Source organism: Pedobacter sp. Leaf41 (genome assembly GCF_001422545.1).
GTDB lineage: Bacteria > Bacteroidota > Bacteroidia > Sphingobacteriales > Sphingobacteriaceae > Pedobacter.
In genome coordinates this window covers 461,107-479,059 of sequence record NZ_LMLE01000001.1, presented here as the reverse complement: position 1 = coordinate 479,059, position 17,953 = coordinate 461,107, and the positions used below count along the sequence as shown (strand labels likewise).

Here is a 17,953-nt window from a genome sequence, read left to right as displayed (position 1 = left end):
AACCCTGCAATCCTTTACCTCAAATTAATCTGCTTCTGCCATTTTTTTGCTCGCTTTTTTTGCCGCTTCTTTAACTTCTTCTTTTTTAATCGGAAGTTCTAAAGCTTTAGCTAAAATGTAAGCTTGCTGGTTGGCATGTTGTTTAGCAAACCCTGTTGCAGTACTGCTGCTTTCTTTTCTAGAAATTACATCAATACCTTTCAATTCAGTTTTATATAACCTGCGGAATAAATATGGCCATGCACCCATGTTCTCTGGTTCTTCCTGAACCCAGAAAACTTCATTGGCATTTTCATATTTTTTCTTAATGGCTTCCATTTGATCAATAGGTGTAGGATATAACTGTTCTACACGAACTATTGACACATGTTTAACTTGATCAGCCTGTTGTTTTTCTAATAATTCATAATAGATTTTTCCACTACAGAAAACGATTCTGGTTACCTCAGCAACTTTAACGTTTACATCATCTATCACTTCTTTAAAACCGCCCTCTGTAAATTCCTCAAGTTTCGATACACAAGCAGGATGACGTAATAAACTCTTAGGTGTAAATACAACTAATGGTTTACGGAAATCGCGTTTAAACTGGCGGCGTAAAACGTGGAAGAAGTTTGCAGGTGTTGTACAATTTGCTACTTGCATATTATAATCTGCACAAAGCTCCATAAAACGCTCAATACGTGCCGAAGAGTGTTCTGGTCCCTGACCTTCATAACCGTGAGGCAATAACATTACCAAACCGTTTTCGCGTTGCCATTTTGTTTCCGCACTGGCGATATATTGATCGACAACAATTTGTGCTCCGTTAAAGAAATCTCCAAATTGCGCTTCCCAAATCGTTAATGCATTCGGATTAGCCATAGCATAACCATATTCAAATCCCAATACACCATACTCTGATAAGTGAGAATTGTAAATATCAAATGTTGCCTGCTGATCTGAAATATTAGCTAATGGTACATATTCTTCCTCGCTATCTTCCAATGTTAAAACCGCATGACGGTGTGAGAAAGTACCACGCTCAACATCCTGACCACTTAAACGAACCCGTTTACCTTCTGATAACAAAGTACCATAAGCCAACTGCTCGCCCATTGCCCAATCGAAAATATTAGTTTCGTTAACCATTTTGGTCCGTTCAGAAAATAATTTTTCAATTTTTTTAAAGAACTTTTTATTTGATGGTAAAGTAGTGATGCGTTTTCCAATTTCTAGCAATGTAGATTTTTTAACTGCCGTAACCGGCGATGTTAAGAAATCTTTAGGTGTAGCCATACGTAAATCTGCCCAGGCACCACCAAATTTGATCTCAGCGTTTCCAGCAACATATTCTTTCGCTTCGTTTAAGCGTTCCTGCAAAATACCACGGAAATCTTTTTCCAATTCTTTCGCTAAACCCGCTTCTAACTTGCCCTCTTTAGTAAGTTGCTCGATATAAATTTCCCTTGGATTAGGGTGTTTTTCAATTGTTTTGTACAGTAATGGCTGCGTGAATTTCGGCTCATCAGATTCATTGTGACCGAAACGACGATAACATAAAATATCAATAAAAACGTCGTTTTTATATTTCTGACGATATTCCATAGCCAGGTTAATCGCATAAACCAAAGCTTCAGGATCATCTCCATTTACGTGAAAAACCGGCGATAAAGTAACTTTTGCAATGTCAGTACAATAAGTACTTGTGCGGGCATCTTTATAATTTGTGGTAAAACCTATTTGGTTATTAATCACCAAGTGAATGGTTCCACCGGTTTTATAACCTTCAAGGCCTGCCATTTGGATTACTTCGTAAACAATACCCTGCCCAGCAACTGAAGCATCACCATGAATCAAAATCGGTGCTAAACGAGAGTTATCGCCACCGTATTTGAAATCGATTTTCGAACGGCTCATACCTTCAACCACACCATCAACAGTTTCTAAATGCGATGGATTTGGGCAAAGACTTAAGTGAACACTTTTGCCTGCAACAGTAGTTACATCAGTAGAATACCCTAAGTGATATTTAACATCGCCACCAAAAGGGGTATCAGGATTATAGCTTTTACCCTCAAACTCAGCAAAAATATCTTTGTAAGTTTTTTGCATGATATTCGCCAACACATTCAAACGACCGCGGTGCGCCATCCCGATTACAAATTCCTCAATTCCTAATTCAGCACCTTTTTCTATAACCGAATCCAATGCTGGAATCAAAGCTTCCGCACCTTCTAAAGAGAAACGTTTCTGACCTAAAAATTTTGTACCTAAAAAATTCTCGAAACTTACTGCTTCGTTTAATTTTCTAAGAATGCGTTTTTTTTCGTCGATTGAAAAATTAGGCGTATTACGTGCGCTTTCCATTTTCTGTTGAATCCAGTTCAACACTTCAGGCGTACGTAAAAATTTATATTCTGCTCCGATTGAGCTTGTATAAGTCTGTTTTAAGAAAGCAACAATATCTTTCAGTTTGGAAGCACCAATACCAATTTCAACACCTGAGTTAAAAACCGTTTCTAAATCTGCATCAGATAAACCGAAATTTGCAAGATCTAATGTAGGTTGGTGTTTGCGTCTTTCGCGAACAGGATTGGTATGTGTAAACAAGTGACCGCGGGTTCTGTAACCATCAATCAAATTTAAAACACTAACTTCTTTTAAAAATTGTTCCGGAGTTTCGGCTGTAACCGTTGGGACTTCAGAACCTCTTCCGAAATCAAAACCCTCAAAAAACTTTTGCCAACCAAACTCAACTGATTCAGGATCTTGCTGATACGACTGATATAAAGAATCTATATATTCGGCGTTTTCGCCGCTAAGATATGATAAACTACCCATTATTTACTGTTTACTATAAGCATTACAAAATTAGAATTTTACCTTATATAAATGGTAAAAAACTGGATTAATTGCACAAAAAAATATATTTAGAAACATTCTGACTTTCAGGCGAATTTATATCGCAAGGAATTAAAATAATTACTGCTCATGGTTAAGCAAAAGGCAAGCCAATAATTAATTAGTGAATGAGAGAATTAGCGAAATGAAGGAATGACAAAATAATTCAATTGGAAAACAATGCTTCAAACTGCAGAATTAGCTACGAGGCCCAGGTTAAAGCGTAATTCCCTTTCGGATCAAGATTTTTGATGTTTTTATCGAGATCAAAAACGCTTTTCGATTTTTGATCGTTTCCAACGCCGGCAACATTTGCCCAATTGCCCCAATTACTCGCAGGATTATAATCGATTAGTTTTTCCTCAAAATATGCAGCGCCAAAAACCCAGCTCACTTCCAAGTTATTTATTAAATAAAGCGCGGCTGTTTGTCGTGCAATATTTGAAATGAATCCAGTCTGGTTAAGCTCTGTCATCACTGCATCAACAACGGCAAAGCCAGTTTGGCCATTTTTCCATTTCGTAAAATTCTCTTGCTCATATTCAACATCAACTAAACCCTGGCTACCAAATCCATTCGGGTTAAAGAAGGTGTTGCCGTATTTTTTGAACATAAAACGGAAATAATCCCGCCAAAGTAATCCTAACAAAACATGATTAAACATGGCTTTTGTATTAGGCATTCCTTCCATTTTTTTGATTTCCCAATATACCTTTCTAGGTGATAAACAACCCATGGCCAGCCATGCGGAAAGCTTTGAAGCAAGAATTAAATTTTTAGAATTAGCAGCTTGTTGCATAGCCACAGTCACTTTTTGAAGATGCGCTAATCCTTCAGCTTCGCCACCGGTAAACTCAAAATCAGCACGTTGATCTTTCTCTTGCGGAAGCAAATTCAATTGTTCTAATGATGAAAGTGTTCCCCAATCGATAACTTCGGCAACATTAATACGATCTGGCGCTGGTATACACGGCTTGATAATCGAATCACGTTCAATTTTCTTTTTGAACTGATTGAAAGCATCAGGAATATCTTTAATTGGAAAAGGAAGATCTTCTTTATTATACAAAGTATGGCCGATGAAATGTTTCAAGTTGACACGTAATTTCCAAAGGGCATTTTCTACTAAAGTAGAAACATGGGTTTCTTCTCTGGCTACTTCGCGATGATGATACACTTCGGTAATTTCATATTCCTGAACCAATTGAGGAATGATGTCCTCAGGGTTTCCTTCAGCAATTAAAAGGTTGCCACCAATTTGTTTTAGTGAATAGCGAAGTCCTAAAACACTTTCTAAAATAAATTGAGCCCGGATGTTACCAGTTTTAAGGGTGTCGTATTTAGTTTGACCAAATTGACGGTGATCCAAAATATAAACTGGCAAAATCGAATCAGACTTAGCAATAGCCTCCACCAGCATTTCATTATCATGCAAACGAAGATCATTTCTAAACCAGACTAAAATTTTTTTTGACATCTTAATATTTCGAAAAGGGTGTTAAGAACGTAATCACAAATTTATCTTATTTTTTGTCGGCATCAAAAACCACGAATTTTCTTTACAAATACTCAACAAAAATTACCGTTATGGAAAAATAGAAAATCGCACATCCTGTATTCAGCTATCCATTTCTAATACATAATAAAAAAAAATGAAACGAATCCTAATTGCACTATTATTTCCTCTTGCCACTTTTGCTCAACAGCAAATTAAAACCAAAGCCATTTTACAAAGTGTAACGGTATACAATAACGGTGCGCAACTCACGCACTCAGGCAAAGTGAGTCTTCCAGCCGGAACATCGGAAATTGTAATCAACAATATATCTGGGCGGGTGAATGAAAATTCTATTCAGGTTGGGGTAACTGCAGGCGTAACGATTTTGGCGGTGCAATTCAACAAAGATTTTTTGAGTACTGATGCAGCTAACCCAGAGATTAAAAAGTTGAATGATAGTTTGAAAATCGTTTCCGGAGAGTTGACTAAAACTAAAAATGCAAAAACTATAGAAGAACAAACTTTAGTTTTATTGGATGAAAACCGGAAATCGGGCGGTACAAGCAACGGCACGAACGTATTAGAACTGATTAAATTAGCCGAATATTACCGTACTAAAAGTGCTGAAGTGAGAGCGGCTATTTCTGCGCTGGCATTGACGGAAGAAAAACAAAATCAAAAACTTACTGCTTTGCAACAACAAATTGCAGAATTAAGGAACAGCCCAAATCAACAATTGGGACAACTTGTTTTACAGTTAATGTCTAAAGATAGTGCCGAAGCCAACTATAATGTATCATATGTAAGCCCGGCCGCAAGCTGGTTAGCCAGTTATGATATTAAGTCGATGAGCACTGCAAAACCACTTGGCATAGTCTATAAGGCTGCGATTACGCAAAGTACAGGTTTGGACTGGAAGAAAGTAAAACTTTCCTTATCAACAGGAAATCCGAATTACAATATCACTGCACCAAATCTAAGTCCGTGGTTTGTATCTACTAATCAACCACAAATACGGATCAGAGGTATGGCCTCCCCAATTATGAGAGAGGAAAAAAGCCTTGATGAAGTGGTGGTAACTGGATATTTGAATGCAAAAAAGTCAGAAGCAGCTGTATCAACTATCAATAACTACACATCCGTTAACGAAACTCAACTTGGAGTTACCTTTGATATTGATATTCCATATGATGTAAACAGCGACAACAAGCCACATACGGTTTCATTTAAAGAGTATGAGGTGCCTGCTAAATATAAATATTACGCAGCACCAAAATTAAGTACCGATGCTTTTTTACTGGCTGATGTTATTGATTGGGAGAAGTTGAATCTTCAAGCGGGCAATGCCAATATTATTTTTGAAGGCACCTATACCGGAAAATCATTTATCAACCCTGCAAATATTTTAGATACGCTAAGTTTAAGTATGGGGAAGGATAAAAAGATTATCATCACTAAAGAAAAACAGGAAGATTTTAGTAGCACTAAATTCATTGGGTCGAATAAGAAACAACTTTTCACGTATTTGATCAAGATTAGAAATACGAAGAAGGAAGCGATTGATCTAACATTGAAAGACCAATATCCGTTATCTTCTGAAAGTGATATTGAAATTGAATTATTGGAAAGTAACGGCGCAGAAGTTAATAAAGAAACAGGAATGCTTTCATGGCAATTGAAAATTGCGCCGAATGAAACCAAAACCATTAAGTTAAGTTATTCGGTTAAGGCACCAAAAAATAGGATAATTGCAGGGTTGTAGATTTATTTTCGGTATTAAGATCCCCGCATACGCGAGGATGACGGGTTAACGAAAATAGCTCGGCTCCGTCATTCCCAATTTAATTGGRAATCTTAAAGCATAATATCATTATAAGTTTTCGTCAAACAGATCTATCCATTTAGGGTTTTGGTCGCCTATTAGCTTTATTTTCCAATCCCTGTTCCACTTCTTTAGTCTTTTTTCATCTCCTATTGCCTCTTCAATTGTTGGATAAAACACGAAATAAACAAGTTTAGTGCAATTATATTTAGAAGTGAATGAAGTTGGGTACCGTTTTTCCTTGTGTTCTAGCACTCTGGAATATAAGTCTGAAGTAACTCCTATGTAATAAACATTGTTAAATGTATTTGTCATTATATAAGTGCAGCCGCCTCTTTCCATATTGTCCGCCTCTTTCCATATTGTTGTAAAGAATGAAAAAATTGTCCGAATGAAGTTGGGTACCGTTTTTCCTTGTGTTCTAGCACTCTGGAATATAAGTCTGAAGTAACTCCTATGTAATAAACATTGTTAAATGTATTTGTCATTATATAAGTGCAGCCGCCTCTTTCCATATTATAAACATAGAATATTTTTTTGCAGTTTCTTTGCATTTTCGTCAAGAACTGTTGTTAACGAAGTTGTATTTGTAGCATTAGGATCCCCGCATCCTCGAGGATGACGGGTTAACGAAATTAGCTCGGCTCCGTCATTCCCAATTTATTGGGAATCTTAAAGCATAATGGGAATCTTAAAGCATNATTCTCCCATTCGTTAAGCTTTTTGCCATGCTGTTGAACGAGGAAGCAAGTTCACTGAATTCATCGTTATTATTAAAATGCAGGCGCTGCTTATAATTTCCTCTGTACACGAACATCATAATCTATACCCGTAGCACGTAAAACGAAGTTGTATTTGTAGCATTAGGATCCCCGCATCCTCGAGGATGACGGGTTAACGAAATTAGCTCGGCTCCGTCATTCCCAATTTATTGGGAATCTTAAAGCATGAAGATTCTGCTAGATCGTTATAAGATCCCCGCATACGCGAGGATGACGGCTTAACGAAATTAGCTCRGYTCCGTCATTCCCAATTTAATTGRGAATCTTAAAGCATGAGAGTAGCGCTCRAWCGTTGTAAGATCCCCGCATACGCGAGGATGACGGGTTAACGAAAWTAGCTCRGYTCCGTCATTCCCAATTTAATTGRGAATCTTAAAGCATGAGAGTAGCGCTCAAACGTTGTAAGATCCCCGCATATGCGAGGATGACGGGCTTACGGCTGGACTCCCAATTCTAAACTCAGACTTCGGACTTCAGACTTCGGACTTCAGACTTCGGACTTCGGACTTCGGACTTCGGACTTCGGACTTCGGACTTAAAACAAACCCTTTTGTATCTTTGGTGTTTTAAACACATGGCAAAAAAGATTCTGATTACTGGAGCTACAGGACTTGTGGGCAAGGAACTCAAAAACCAACTTTTGAATAAAGGATATGAGGTAAATACGCTATCCCGAAAAAACAGTTCTGATCCGAATAATTTCGTGTGGGACGTTTACAACGGAAAAATCGATTCCAGATGTATAGAAGGTGTAGAGTCAATTATTCATTTGGCCGGCGAACCCGTAGCAGAAAAAAAATGGACTGATGAGCGGAAAAAACAGATTATTGATAGTCGGGTAAAATCAACGGAACTACTTTACCAAACCATTCAAAACAAATCTGATCATCAAATAAAATCATTTATTTCAGCATCGGCAGTGGGCTTTTATGGCGATTGTGGAGATGAAATTTTGACCGAAAACAGCGCAAATGGTTATGGGTTTTTAGCTGAATGTTGCAAACTTTGGGAAGATGCTGTTAATAAAGGCAAGAAACTGAGCTTACGCATTGTTAAACTCAGAACTGGAATCGTTTTAAGCAAGGAGGGCGGTGCACTGCCACAATTGGATAAACCTATCAAGCTTTTTGTAGGTTCGGCTTTAGGCACTGGTAAACAATGGACGCCTTGGCTGCATATTGATGACATGGTTGCCATGTATATCTACGTCTTGGAAAATGTTAAAATGGAAGATTCATACAATGCCTGTGCTCCATTTCCCGTAACCAACATCGGTTTAACCAAAGCCATCGCGAAACATTTGAAGCGCCCCTTTTGGCCAATAAAAGTTCCGAAAAAAGTAATAGAATTGTTGTTGGGCGAACGAGCAGAAGCGGTTTTAATGAGCAATAACACATCAGCTCAAAAAATCCTGGATGCTGGCTTCAAGTTTAAATTTACAGATTTAGATGAAGCACTTACTAGTCTCTATCATAAATAATCTTATTTCAAGCCCTCAAGCATATTCTTAAATGAAGACACCCATCACCATTTTTTGGTTCCGCCGCGATTTGAGATTAGAAGATAACGCAGCCCTCTATCATGCATTAAATAATGGTACACCTGTACTTGCGCTCTTTATATTCGATAAAAACATTTTAGATAAATTATCTGAAGATGATGCCCGGGTTACTTTTATTTTTCAAACTATTGAAAGTTTAAAAAAAGAACTACAACAACACGGATCAGACTTATTAGTGAAGTATGGAACTCCAGAAAAAATCTGGCCTCAAATTTTAAAAGATTATAAGGTTGAGGAGGTTTATACCAACCATGATTACGAACCTTATGCCCGTGAACGCGATGATAATTTGGCAGAATTTTTAACCAGTGAAGAAATCGCTTTCAGAACCTTTAAAGATCAGGTGATATTTGAGAAAGATGAAATTTTAAAAGGCGATAAAACGCCATATACCGTATTTACGCCCTATTATAAACAGTGGCAGGCAAAGCTCGATGATTTTTATTTTAAAGCTTACCCTACAAGAAAATACTTCAAAAACCTTTTTCAAACCGAACATTTAGTGCTGCCTTCACTAAAGGAAATGGGATTCAAAGCGAGTAACCAGGAATTCCCAAAAATTAATTATAAAAATAAACTGGATGACTACGCAGAGGAACGAGATTTCCCTGCTATGGAAAGTACAACCAGAATTGGTTTGCACCTAAGATTTGGTACTTTAAGTATTCGTAAGGCCGTAAAAGATGCTGTAGAGGCAAAATCAAATGTTTGGTTATCTGAATTGGCCTGGAGAGAATTCTACATGATGATCCTCTGGCATTTCCCGTATGCTGCTTATGATTCTTTTAAAAAGCAGTACGATAAAATAAAATGGCGCAATAACGAAACCGAATTTCAAGCCTGGTGCGAAGGAAACACGGGTTATCCGATAGTGGATGCCGGAATGCGACAGCTCAATGAAACCGGGTTTATGCATAACCGTGTAAGGATGGTTGTTGCAAGCTTTTTATCGAAACATTTATTAATCGATTGGCGCTGGGGTGAAAATTATTTCGCCGAAAAGCTTCTGGATTATGAAATGGCCAGCAACGTAGGCGGTTGGCAATGGGCTGCAGGCTCAGGAAATGATGCTGCGCCGTATTTCCGCGTTTTTAATCCTGAATTGCAAACCAAAAGATTTGATCCAAAATTTGAATACATTAAAAAATGGGTACCAGAATATGGGACAAAAAAATATGCCCAACCAATAGTTGAGCATACATTTGCACGAGAAAGAGTGCTTAAAGTATTTAAAGAAGCGTTATCTTAATTGGTAACGCTAACGATTTCAATATCAAAATCTAAAGACGTATTCGGAGAAATAGTATTAAATCCTGAACGGCCGTAAGCATACGCCGATGGCAAAATCATTCTGAACTTAGTTCCAACTTTAAATTTTGGAATCATAATTTGCCAACCCGATACCAAACCGGATAGTGTAAGTGAGAGACCATCTGCAGATGAATCAAATACAGCACCATCTAATGTTCTTCCTGTATATTTAACGTTTACTGTACTTCCAATACCATTAACAGCCTCTCCTGTTCCCAAAGTATTTACGATGTAATAAATCCCACTAGGATCTTTGGTTGCAGTAAGCCCTTTAGAAGTTAAAAAAGTTGTAATGCGATTATCATCTAATAATGCCTGCTTTTGGTAAGGATAGGTTGTCACTATTAAATCGACAATTTCATTTGATGGAATATTTCCAGCACCGTTTCTTCCAAAAGCCAAATAAGAAGGCAAAAGTATTCTTGCTACTCCACCAGGTTTTAGCGCCAATAAAGCAGTTCTTATCGCAGGAATAGAATAAAAACCCTGTGGATTTGAAGTTGTAACTAATGAGGAATTATAAAACTGGTCGGTATAACCTACAAACGTTCCTAAGTTCGATAATAGTGGAGACTGCAGGTATGTGGCTCCAGTAGATAAAGACTTAACTGTTAAGTTATAAAGAACTGAATCTGGATTTTTAAAATTATTGCCTGTTCCAGATGAAGTTACCTGATAAAAGAATCCTGATTTATCCGGATCGGGCAACATTACAGCACTTAAGTTATTTTTTGATATGTATGAAGCTATCGTTGCACTCTCTGTAGCCTGAATAGTTTCGTACTCTTTCTTACATGCAGAAAGGAAAACAACAGTAAGTAAACAAGTTAAGAAACTTAGTTTGGTAAATTTATTCATTTAGTTTGTAACGTCTGTAAGTGTTATATTGAAATCGAGGATAGAATTAGCTGGAACTAAAGATGATGGAGATCTTGTTCCATATGCATAATATGATGGGATAATCAATCTGATTTTACCACCTTTTTGTATTTTCGGAATACCAAACTGCCAGCCTGCAATTACGCCACCTAAAGAGAATTTTATTGGAGTACCTTTTGAACTGTCAAACAGTGTGCCGTTGAGCAATTTTCCTTCATAATCTGCAGTAATCTGCGTTGAAGTGGTGTAAGTAATACTGCCCGAACCTGGTGCAATAATCTGATAAAATATACCTGAAGGATCTTTTATCCCTGATATGTTATTTGCCTTTACAAAAGCGCCAATTGCAGCAGTATCGGCTTTAAACTGAGGTGTTGGATCATAGTCCTCTACCGCCTCATCTTTTTTACATGCAGCGAAGAACCCAACAACGCAAAGCAATAATAATATATACTTGAATTTTAGCATCATCTGCAAAAATAAGCTTTTAATACGGATGCTACAATTTTTAACCAAATTTAACACATCCAAAGGTTAGAGGTGTAAGGTTTAGGGGATGACCATTAAGCAAAAAAAGGTTGAGTGTTTGAGCTACACGCCCAAACCCTCAACCTTTAAACCCTCTACCTTTTACCTTAAAAAATATACTTATTTGCCTCAATTAACTGCTGTGCAACTCTTTGACGGGCATCTTTAACATTAAAAGGTTCAACTTTGGTGAAACGACGTAAGCCAACCAGCATCATGCGCTGTTCATCACCTTCGGCAAAAGCCCAAAGCGCTTCTTTACCAGCTTTGGCAATGCCATCAACAGCTTCAACCATATATATTCTCAATAAATCCAGCTGCCCATTAATTGCGGCTTCACCTTTTGTAGCGGCCAGTTTTTCGGTTCTCAATAAAGCAGACTCGAAAACATAAACATAACTGGCCATATCTGCAATATTCATTAAAATTTCCTGCTCTTTGCTTAAAGTCATCATCAGTTTCTGAACCGCAGCACCCGCAACCATCAAGGTAGCTTTTTTAAGGTTGGCAAGAACTTTTTTCTCAGCGGCAAATAATGTGGTGTCTTCTTCCCCAAAATCTGGAATGCTCATCAACTCTGCAGCAACCGCAGTGGCCGGTGTCATCAGATCAAGTTCCCCTTTCATGGCTCTTTTCAGCATCATATCAACCGTTAACAAACGGTTAATCTCGTTCGTCCCTTCAAAAATCCTATTGATACGGGCATCACGGTAGGCTCTATCCATTGGCGCATCGGCACTAAAACCCATTCCTCCATAAATTTGAACCCCCTCATCTACGGTATAATCCAGTGCTTCTGAACCCCAAACTTTTAAAATGGCACACTCAACTGCAAATTGTTCTACAGATTTTAATCGGGCCTTTCCAGATTCCATTCCGCCAGCAACCAATTGCTCATAGGTGTCATCAATGTTTTGTCCGGCACGATAATTAGCAGCATCAACCGCATAAAGTTTCGAAGCAATTTCTGCAATCTTAAAGCGAATGGCACCGTATTTCGAAATCGGGCGACCAAATTGACTACGCTCATTTGAGTAGTTAATCGCCGTATTTAAAGTCGCTTTTGATGCACCAATTGCTGCCGCTGATAATTTTATGCGACCGATATTTAAAATGTTAACCGCGATTTTGAAACCATTCTCCCGCTCACTTAACATATTTTCAACCGGAACAGGGCAATCGTTAAAGAAAACCTGACGCGTAGAAGAACCCTTGATACCCATTTTATGCTCCTCTGGGTTCATGGTGATGCCACCAAAATCTTTCTCCACAATAAAAGCAGTCAGGTTTTTATCATCATCAATTTTAGCAAAAACGATAAATATATCTGCGAACCCCCCGTTGGTAATCCACATCTTTTGCCCGTTAATGATGTAATGTTTGCCATCATCGCTCAGCTTGGCTTTTGTTTTTCCGGAATTTGCATCCGAGCCCGAATTCGGTTCTGTTAAGCAGTAAGCCGCTTTCCATTCGCCAGAGCCTAATTTTGGAATATACTTCGCTTTCTGTTCTTCGTTTCCATAATAAAGAATAGGCAATGTGCCAATTCCGGTGTGTGCTGACAGCGCTACTGCAAAAGAGTGACCAGCGCCAACCACATCAGCAACTAACATGGAGGTATTGAAGTTTTTGCCAAAACCACCATATTCTTCCGGGACAGAAACCCCAAGAATACCCAATTCGCCAGCTTTGGTTAAGAGTGTTGGCATTAATTCAGGGTCTTCCTGTTTATCTATTTTATCTAAGTTTGGATAAACTTCAGCTTCCAGAAAATCGCGACAAGTTTGCGCAATCATTTGTTGCTCTTCATCAAATTCTTCAGGAATAAATACATCCTGGTAAGCCGTTTCTTTAATTAAGAATTCGCCGCCTTTAATTGTTTTCTTTTCAGTTGTTTCCATTCTGTTGTGATTAAGGATTAAGGAACAAAGAATAATGACAATGTGCCTGAATCAAATATTTTATAATAATGTCTTTTTAAAAGTTGAAATCTTTTTTTCTAATTGTATGATGGAACTTAGCAAGTCTTCTAAATCAGCTTTGATAAGGCCAAGCTCTATTGATAATAACAATTGAGTTTTTAATTCAAATAACGAACCCAATGCAATAGACAAAAAGTGAGCAAATTCTTTATTGGAGTACCTTGAAGAACCTTCTGCAATGTTCGATGGAACAGAAATGGCACATCTTGAAATTTGAGATATCAACCCGAATTTTTCTGATGGTGACAGATTACCTAATATTAGGTTGGTAGCTTTGGCTATCTGCATACCCTCATTCCAAATCTGCAATTGTCTAAATTGTGCATACTATCTTATGCTACTCATCTTTGTTCATTGATCTTTGCTCCTATAACATCTCAAAAATTCCTGCTGCTCCTTGTCCTGTACCTACGCACATGGTAACCATGCCATATTTCTTGTCTTGTCTTTTCAGCTCATTCATCATTTGTACCGAAAGTTTTGCGCCTGTACAACCCAGAGGGTGACCCAATGCAATGGCTCCACCATTTACGTTGATGATATCTGGATTTAAACCGAGCGTTCTGATGATGGCTAGAGACTGCGACGCGAAAGCTTCGTTCAGTTCAATTAGATCGATATCATCTTGTTTTAAACCTGCTTGTTTTAATGCTTTTGGGATGGCCTCAATTGGACCGATCCCCATAATTCTTGGTGGAACTCCAGCGATACCATAACTTACTAATCTTGCGATTGGTTCAACATTAAGTTCCTTCATTTTCTTTTCAGAAACAACGAGAACAAAGGCTGCGCCATCAGATGTTTGCGAAGAATTACCAGCGGTTACACTTCCTACAGCATCAAAAACTGGCTTTAATTTTGCCAGTTTCTCTAACGTGGTATCTGCTCGAGGACCTTCATCAGTATCCACTACATAAGAACGGGTTTTCTTTTTCAGGTTTTCATCCAAATAATTTTCGTTAACCGTAATTGGCAAAACGCCATCTTTTAAATGACCGTTTTTTATGGCATGAACAGCTTTCTCATGAGATTTTAACGAAAATGCATCCTGGTCTTCGCGGCTCACATTGTATTCTTTCGCAACGGCCTCGGCAGTTAGTCCCATTCCCCAATACCAATCGGAATTGTTTTTCGCAACCTCCGGATTTGGAACGAGTTTCCAACCTCCAAACGGCATTCCACTCATTACTTCTACCCCACCAGCGATAATACAATCGGCCATTCCGGCTTTAATTTTCGCTACTGCTGTAGCAATAGTTTCTAAGCCAGATGCGCAATATCGATTTACGGTAACGCCCGGAACTTTGTCTGTATTCAAACCCATCAGCGAAATCATCCGGCCAATATTTAAGCCTTGTTCCGCTTCGGGCGTGGCGTTACCCACAATTACATCGTCAATTTGTTCTTTATCTAAATTTGGAACCGATGCCACTAAAGCGCTTATCACTTCAGCAGCTAAATCATCAGCTCTGGTAAAACGGAATACGCCTCGGGGTGCTTTACCCACTGCTGTGCGATATCCGGCTATAATATATGCTTCCATTTAGTTATGATTAAGGATCAAGGAACAAAGATTAAAGATCTGGCTCCCCAACCTGTTTCGTTATATAAGTGTTTTTTTAAACGTTGATATTTTCTTTTGTAATTGAATAATTTCTGTTAACAATGATTCAATATGCTCAGAAGTAAGAAAACCCAAATCAGCTGAAAGCAATAGCTGTGTTTCCAATTCGAATAAGGAACCTAAAGCAATGGATAGAAAGTGACCAAACTCTTTATTGGAAGAGCGAGAAGAACCCTCTGCAACATTTGATGGAACAGAAACTGCACATCTGGAAATTTGAGATATCAATCCAAACTTTTCTTTTGAAGGCAGAATATTAATTAGCAAATAAGTCGCTTTGGCGATGGCCATACCTTCTTTCCAAATTTGAAGCTGTCTAAAATTATGCATTTGTTCTGCTATTTGTCTTTATTCCTTGTTCTTTACTCCTTGTTCTTTACTCCTTCTTCTTTACTCTTTGCTCTTTATTCCTTGTTCTTTACTCCTTGTTCTTTACTCCTTGCTCTTTGTTCTTTACTCCTTGCTCCTTGCTCTTTGTTCTTTACTCCTTGCTCCTTGCTCTTTGTTCTTTACTCCTTGCTCTTTGTTCTTTACTCCTTACTCTTTGTTCTTTACTCCTTACTCCTTGCTCTTTGTTCTTTACTCCTTGCTCTTTGTTCTTTACTCCTTGCTCTTTGTTCTTTACTCCTTGCTCTTTGTTCCTTTATATATTAGTTCCTCAACGGTTTCCCTTTTGTTATAATCGACTGAATTCTTTCCAATGATTTTCTTTCTCCTGCCAGAGATAAAAATGCTTCCCTTTCTAAATCCAATAAATATTGTTCGCTTACTTCTGTTGGGGAGGATAAATCACCACCACACATGACGTAACCTAATTTTTCGGAGATTTTTTTATCATGTTCGGAGATGAAATGACCGGCGTACATGCTATTTGCTCCGGCATAAACTATCCCTAAACCTTGTTTCCCTAACACTTTGATGTCTGTGCGCTGAACGGGTTTGGTATAACCTGCATCTGCCAATTCAATTGCTTTTGCTTTCGCATCGGCCAGTAAACGGTTGCGGTTCATCGAAATTGAGAATTTATCCTTTTGCAGATAACCCAATTCATAGGCTTCATAACCTGAAGTTGATACTTTAGCCATACCAATGGTTAAGAAACGATCTTTCAATGCATTTTGAACAATCTGGTCGTCTTTATATTCATCCGATGCCCGCAGCGCAAACTCTTTTGTTCCGCCGCCACCGGGAATAACGCCGACACCAAATTCCACCAACCCCATATAAGTTTCTGCTGACAATTGAACATGATCGGCATGTAAGCTAAACTCGCAGCCGCCACCTAATGTTAAATTGTGTGGTGCAACCACAACCGGGATGGAAGAGTAACGAATACGCATTGAAGTGTTTTGGAACATTCGGATAGCCATATTCAACTCATCCCACTCCTGCTCTACCGCCATCATGAAAATCATTCCCACATTTGCACCAGCAGAAAAGTTGGCACCATCATTACCGATTACTAAGCCACGGTAATCTTTCTCTGCCATATCAATGGCTTTGTTAATTCCTGAGATTACATCACCACCGATGGTATTCATTTTGGTATGGAATTCTACATTTAAAATGCCATCACCTAAATCAATGATGGAAACGCCAGAATTTTTCCAAAGTGTTTTATTCTCGCGGATGTTATCTAAAATGATAAATTTATCCGTTCCTGGTAAGGCTTTGTAAGATTTTGTTGGAATATCATAGTACTTTTTAACGCCGCTCTCTACCTTATAAAAAGAAGTATTTCCGGCATCAAGCATTTCATGAACCCAAGCCGCAGCTTTATTTCCATATTGCTCCATTCCCTCAATGGCTTCTTTGACACCTACTCCATCCCAAAGCTCAAAAGGACCAAGCTCCCAACCAAAACCTGCACGCATCGCATCATCAATGCGGTACAATTCATCAGAAATTTCTGGAATCCGATCAGATACGTACTCAAATAATCCAAATGAAGAATGGCGGAATAGCTCGCCTGCCTTATCCTTTCCTTTCGCAAAAATCTTCATGCGTTCGCGAAGATTTTCAACTGGCTTGGTCATTTCTAATGTAGCCGATTTAACTTTTTGCTGAGGTTTGTATTCTAAAGTTTTTAAATCCAATGCAAGGATTTCGGTTTTTCCGTCGGCAGCTTTAGTTTTTTTATAGAAACCCTGGTTGGTTTTATCGCCAAGCCATTTGTTCTCCTCCATCTTTTTAACATAGTCGGGGAGTTTAAATAACTCATGTGCTTTATCATCAGGACAATTATCGTAAAGTCCTTTGGCTACTTTAATCATGGTATCCAAACCAACTACATCCGAAGTACGAAAAGTAGCCGATTTCGGTCTACCCAAAGCTGGACCGGTAAATTTATCTACCTCTTCGACCGTTAGATCTAATTTTTCGACCAAATGCAATAAGGCCATAATTGAATATACTCCAACTCTATTGGCAATAAAGGCTGGCGTATCTTTACACAAAACTGTGGTTTTACCTAAAAATTTATCGCCATAATGCATCAAGAAATCAACAATTTCCGGCTTAGAGTGCGGCGTAGGAATGATTTCCAATAGCTTTAAATAACGCGGCGGATTGAAAAAGTGTGTTCCACAGAAATGTGCTTTAAAATCATCGCTTCTGCCATCTGCCATTAAATGAATTGGGATACCGGAAGTATTCGAGGTAATTAATGTACCCGGTTTACGAAATTGCTCTACCTGTTCGAAAACTTTTTTCTTGATATCAAGATTTTCAACAACTACCTCAATTACCCAATCATAGCCGGCAATTTTCGACATATCATCTTCGAAATTTCCGGTTTTAATTTTATTCAATACTTTTTTGGAATAAACCGGCGATGGATTTGTTTTGATGGCCGTTTGCAAAGCCATACTAACAATCCGGTTTTTTACCGCTGGTTTGTCTAACGTCAGTCCTTTTGCTTGTTCTTCTGGAGTAAGTTCTTTGGGGGCAATATCTAAAAGCAAAACCTCAACCCCAATATTGGCAAAATGGCATGCAATACGCGAACCCATAATCCCCGAACCTAAAACAGCAACTTTATTAATGCTTCGTTTCATCAGTCTTTATTTATTTTTCTTTTGGTA

The 17,953-nt window shown here is 38.3% G+C and carries 15 protein-coding genes; 3 read left to right on the top strand and 12 right to left on the bottom strand.

Annotated elements, in window-relative coordinates; translation table 11 throughout:
• Positions 1-24 precede the first annotated feature (24 nt).
• Together ASE92_RS02075 and ASE92_RS02070 are read right to left on the bottom strand one after the other, a co-directional pair.
• Positions 25-2,823, bottom strand: a complete 2,799-nt coding sequence (locus tag ASE92_RS02075; protein WP_056848444.1) for a 2-oxoglutarate dehydrogenase E1 component — start codon at positions 2,821-2,823, stop codon at positions 25-27.
• Between the two features lie 262 nt (positions 2,824-3,085).
• Complete coding sequence (locus tag ASE92_RS02070; protein WP_056848443.1) at positions 3,086-4,360, bottom strand: DASH family cryptochrome; 1,275 nt, start codon at positions 4,358-4,360, stop codon at positions 3,086-3,088.
• Positions 4,361-4,535: 175 nt separating this feature from the next.
• Between ASE92_RS02070 and ASE92_RS02065 the strand changes: the two genes are divergently transcribed.
• Positions 4,536-6,143, top strand: a complete 1,608-nt coding sequence (locus ASE92_RS02065; protein WP_056848442.1) for a DUF4139 domain-containing protein — start codon at positions 4,536-4,538, stop codon at positions 6,141-6,143.
• A gap of 108 nt (positions 6,144-6,251) precedes the next feature.
• On the opposite strand, the gene ASE92_RS02060 is transcribed toward ASE92_RS02065, so the two are convergent.
• From ASE92_RS02060 to ASE92_RS21250, 3 genes are all read right to left on the bottom strand, one after another.
• Positions 6,252-6,545: a GIY-YIG nuclease family protein gene (locus tag ASE92_RS02060; protein WP_056848441.1), complete on the bottom strand. Its 294-nt coding sequence runs from the start codon at positions 6,543-6,545 to the stop codon at positions 6,252-6,254.
• A complete protein-coding gene (locus ASE92_RS20670) occupies positions 6,518-6,691 on the bottom strand; it encodes a GIY-YIG nuclease family protein (protein ID WP_235527299.1) in 174 nt (57 codons plus the stop codon). Before ASE92_RS20670 ends, ASE92_RS02060 begins: the two co-directional genes overlap by 28 nt.
• Positions 6,692-6,904: 213 nt before the next feature.
• On the bottom strand, positions 6,905-7,020 hold a 116-nt coding region (locus ASE92_RS21250; RefSeq protein ID WP_235527298.1), incomplete at its 3' end, for a HAMP domain-containing protein.
• Positions 7,021-7,559: 539 nt separating this feature from the next.
• Here ASE92_RS21250 and ASE92_RS02055 point away from each other — a divergent pair.
• Both ASE92_RS02055 and ASE92_RS02050 read left to right on the top strand, forming a co-directional pair.
• Positions 7,560-8,465 carry a TIGR01777 family oxidoreductase gene (locus ASE92_RS02055; RefSeq protein WP_056848440.1) on the top strand — a complete coding sequence of 302 codons (906 nt, stop codon included), beginning with the start codon at positions 7,560-7,562 and terminating at the stop codon, positions 8,463-8,465.
• A gap of 31 nt (positions 8,466-8,496) precedes the next feature.
• Entirely contained in the window at positions 8,497-9,795 is a 1,299-nt protein-coding gene (locus ASE92_RS02050; protein ID WP_056848439.1) for a deoxyribodipyrimidine photo-lyase, read from the top strand.
• Here ASE92_RS02050 and ASE92_RS02045 read toward each other — a convergent pair.
• The 7 genes from ASE92_RS02045 to ASE92_RS02015 form a co-directional block, all read right to left on the bottom strand.
• Entirely contained in the window at positions 9,792-10,715 is a 924-nt protein-coding gene (locus ASE92_RS02045) for an FKBP-type peptidyl-prolyl cis-trans isomerase (RefSeq protein WP_056848438.1), read from the bottom strand. The two genes, ASE92_RS02050 and ASE92_RS02045, sit on opposite strands and share 4 nt — an antisense overlap.
• Positions 10,716-11,207, bottom strand: coding sequence for an FKBP-type peptidyl-prolyl cis-trans isomerase (locus ASE92_RS02040; RefSeq protein WP_235527261.1), 492 nt, complete (start codon positions 11,205-11,207; stop codon positions 10,716-10,718). It abuts the gene before it with no gap.
• Positions 11,208-11,371: 164 nt separating this feature from the next.
• Complete coding sequence (locus ASE92_RS02035) at positions 11,372-13,165, bottom strand: acyl-CoA dehydrogenase family protein (RefSeq protein ID WP_056848436.1); 1,794 nt, start codon at positions 13,163-13,165, stop codon at positions 11,372-11,374.
• A gap of 60 nt (positions 13,166-13,225) precedes the next feature.
• Positions 13,226-13,534, bottom strand: a complete 309-nt coding sequence (locus tag ASE92_RS02030) for a four helix bundle protein (RefSeq protein WP_056848435.1) — start codon at positions 13,532-13,534, stop codon at positions 13,226-13,228.
• Positions 13,535-13,613: 79 nt separating this feature from the next.
• On the bottom strand, positions 13,614-14,789 hold the full coding sequence (locus ASE92_RS02025; protein ID WP_056848434.1) for an acetyl-CoA C-acyltransferase: 1,176 nt from the start codon (positions 14,787-14,789) through the stop codon (positions 13,614-13,616).
• A gap of 60 nt (positions 14,790-14,849) precedes the next feature.
• Complete coding sequence (locus ASE92_RS02020; protein ID WP_056848433.1) at positions 14,850-15,200, bottom strand: four helix bundle protein; 351 nt, start codon at positions 15,198-15,200, stop codon at positions 14,850-14,852.
• Positions 15,201-15,520: 320 nt separating this feature from the next.
• Entirely contained in the window at positions 15,521-17,926 is a 2,406-nt protein-coding gene (locus tag ASE92_RS02015) for a 3-hydroxyacyl-CoA dehydrogenase/enoyl-CoA hydratase family protein (protein ID WP_056848432.1), read from the bottom strand.
• Between the last annotated feature and the right edge of the window lie 27 nt (positions 17,927-17,953).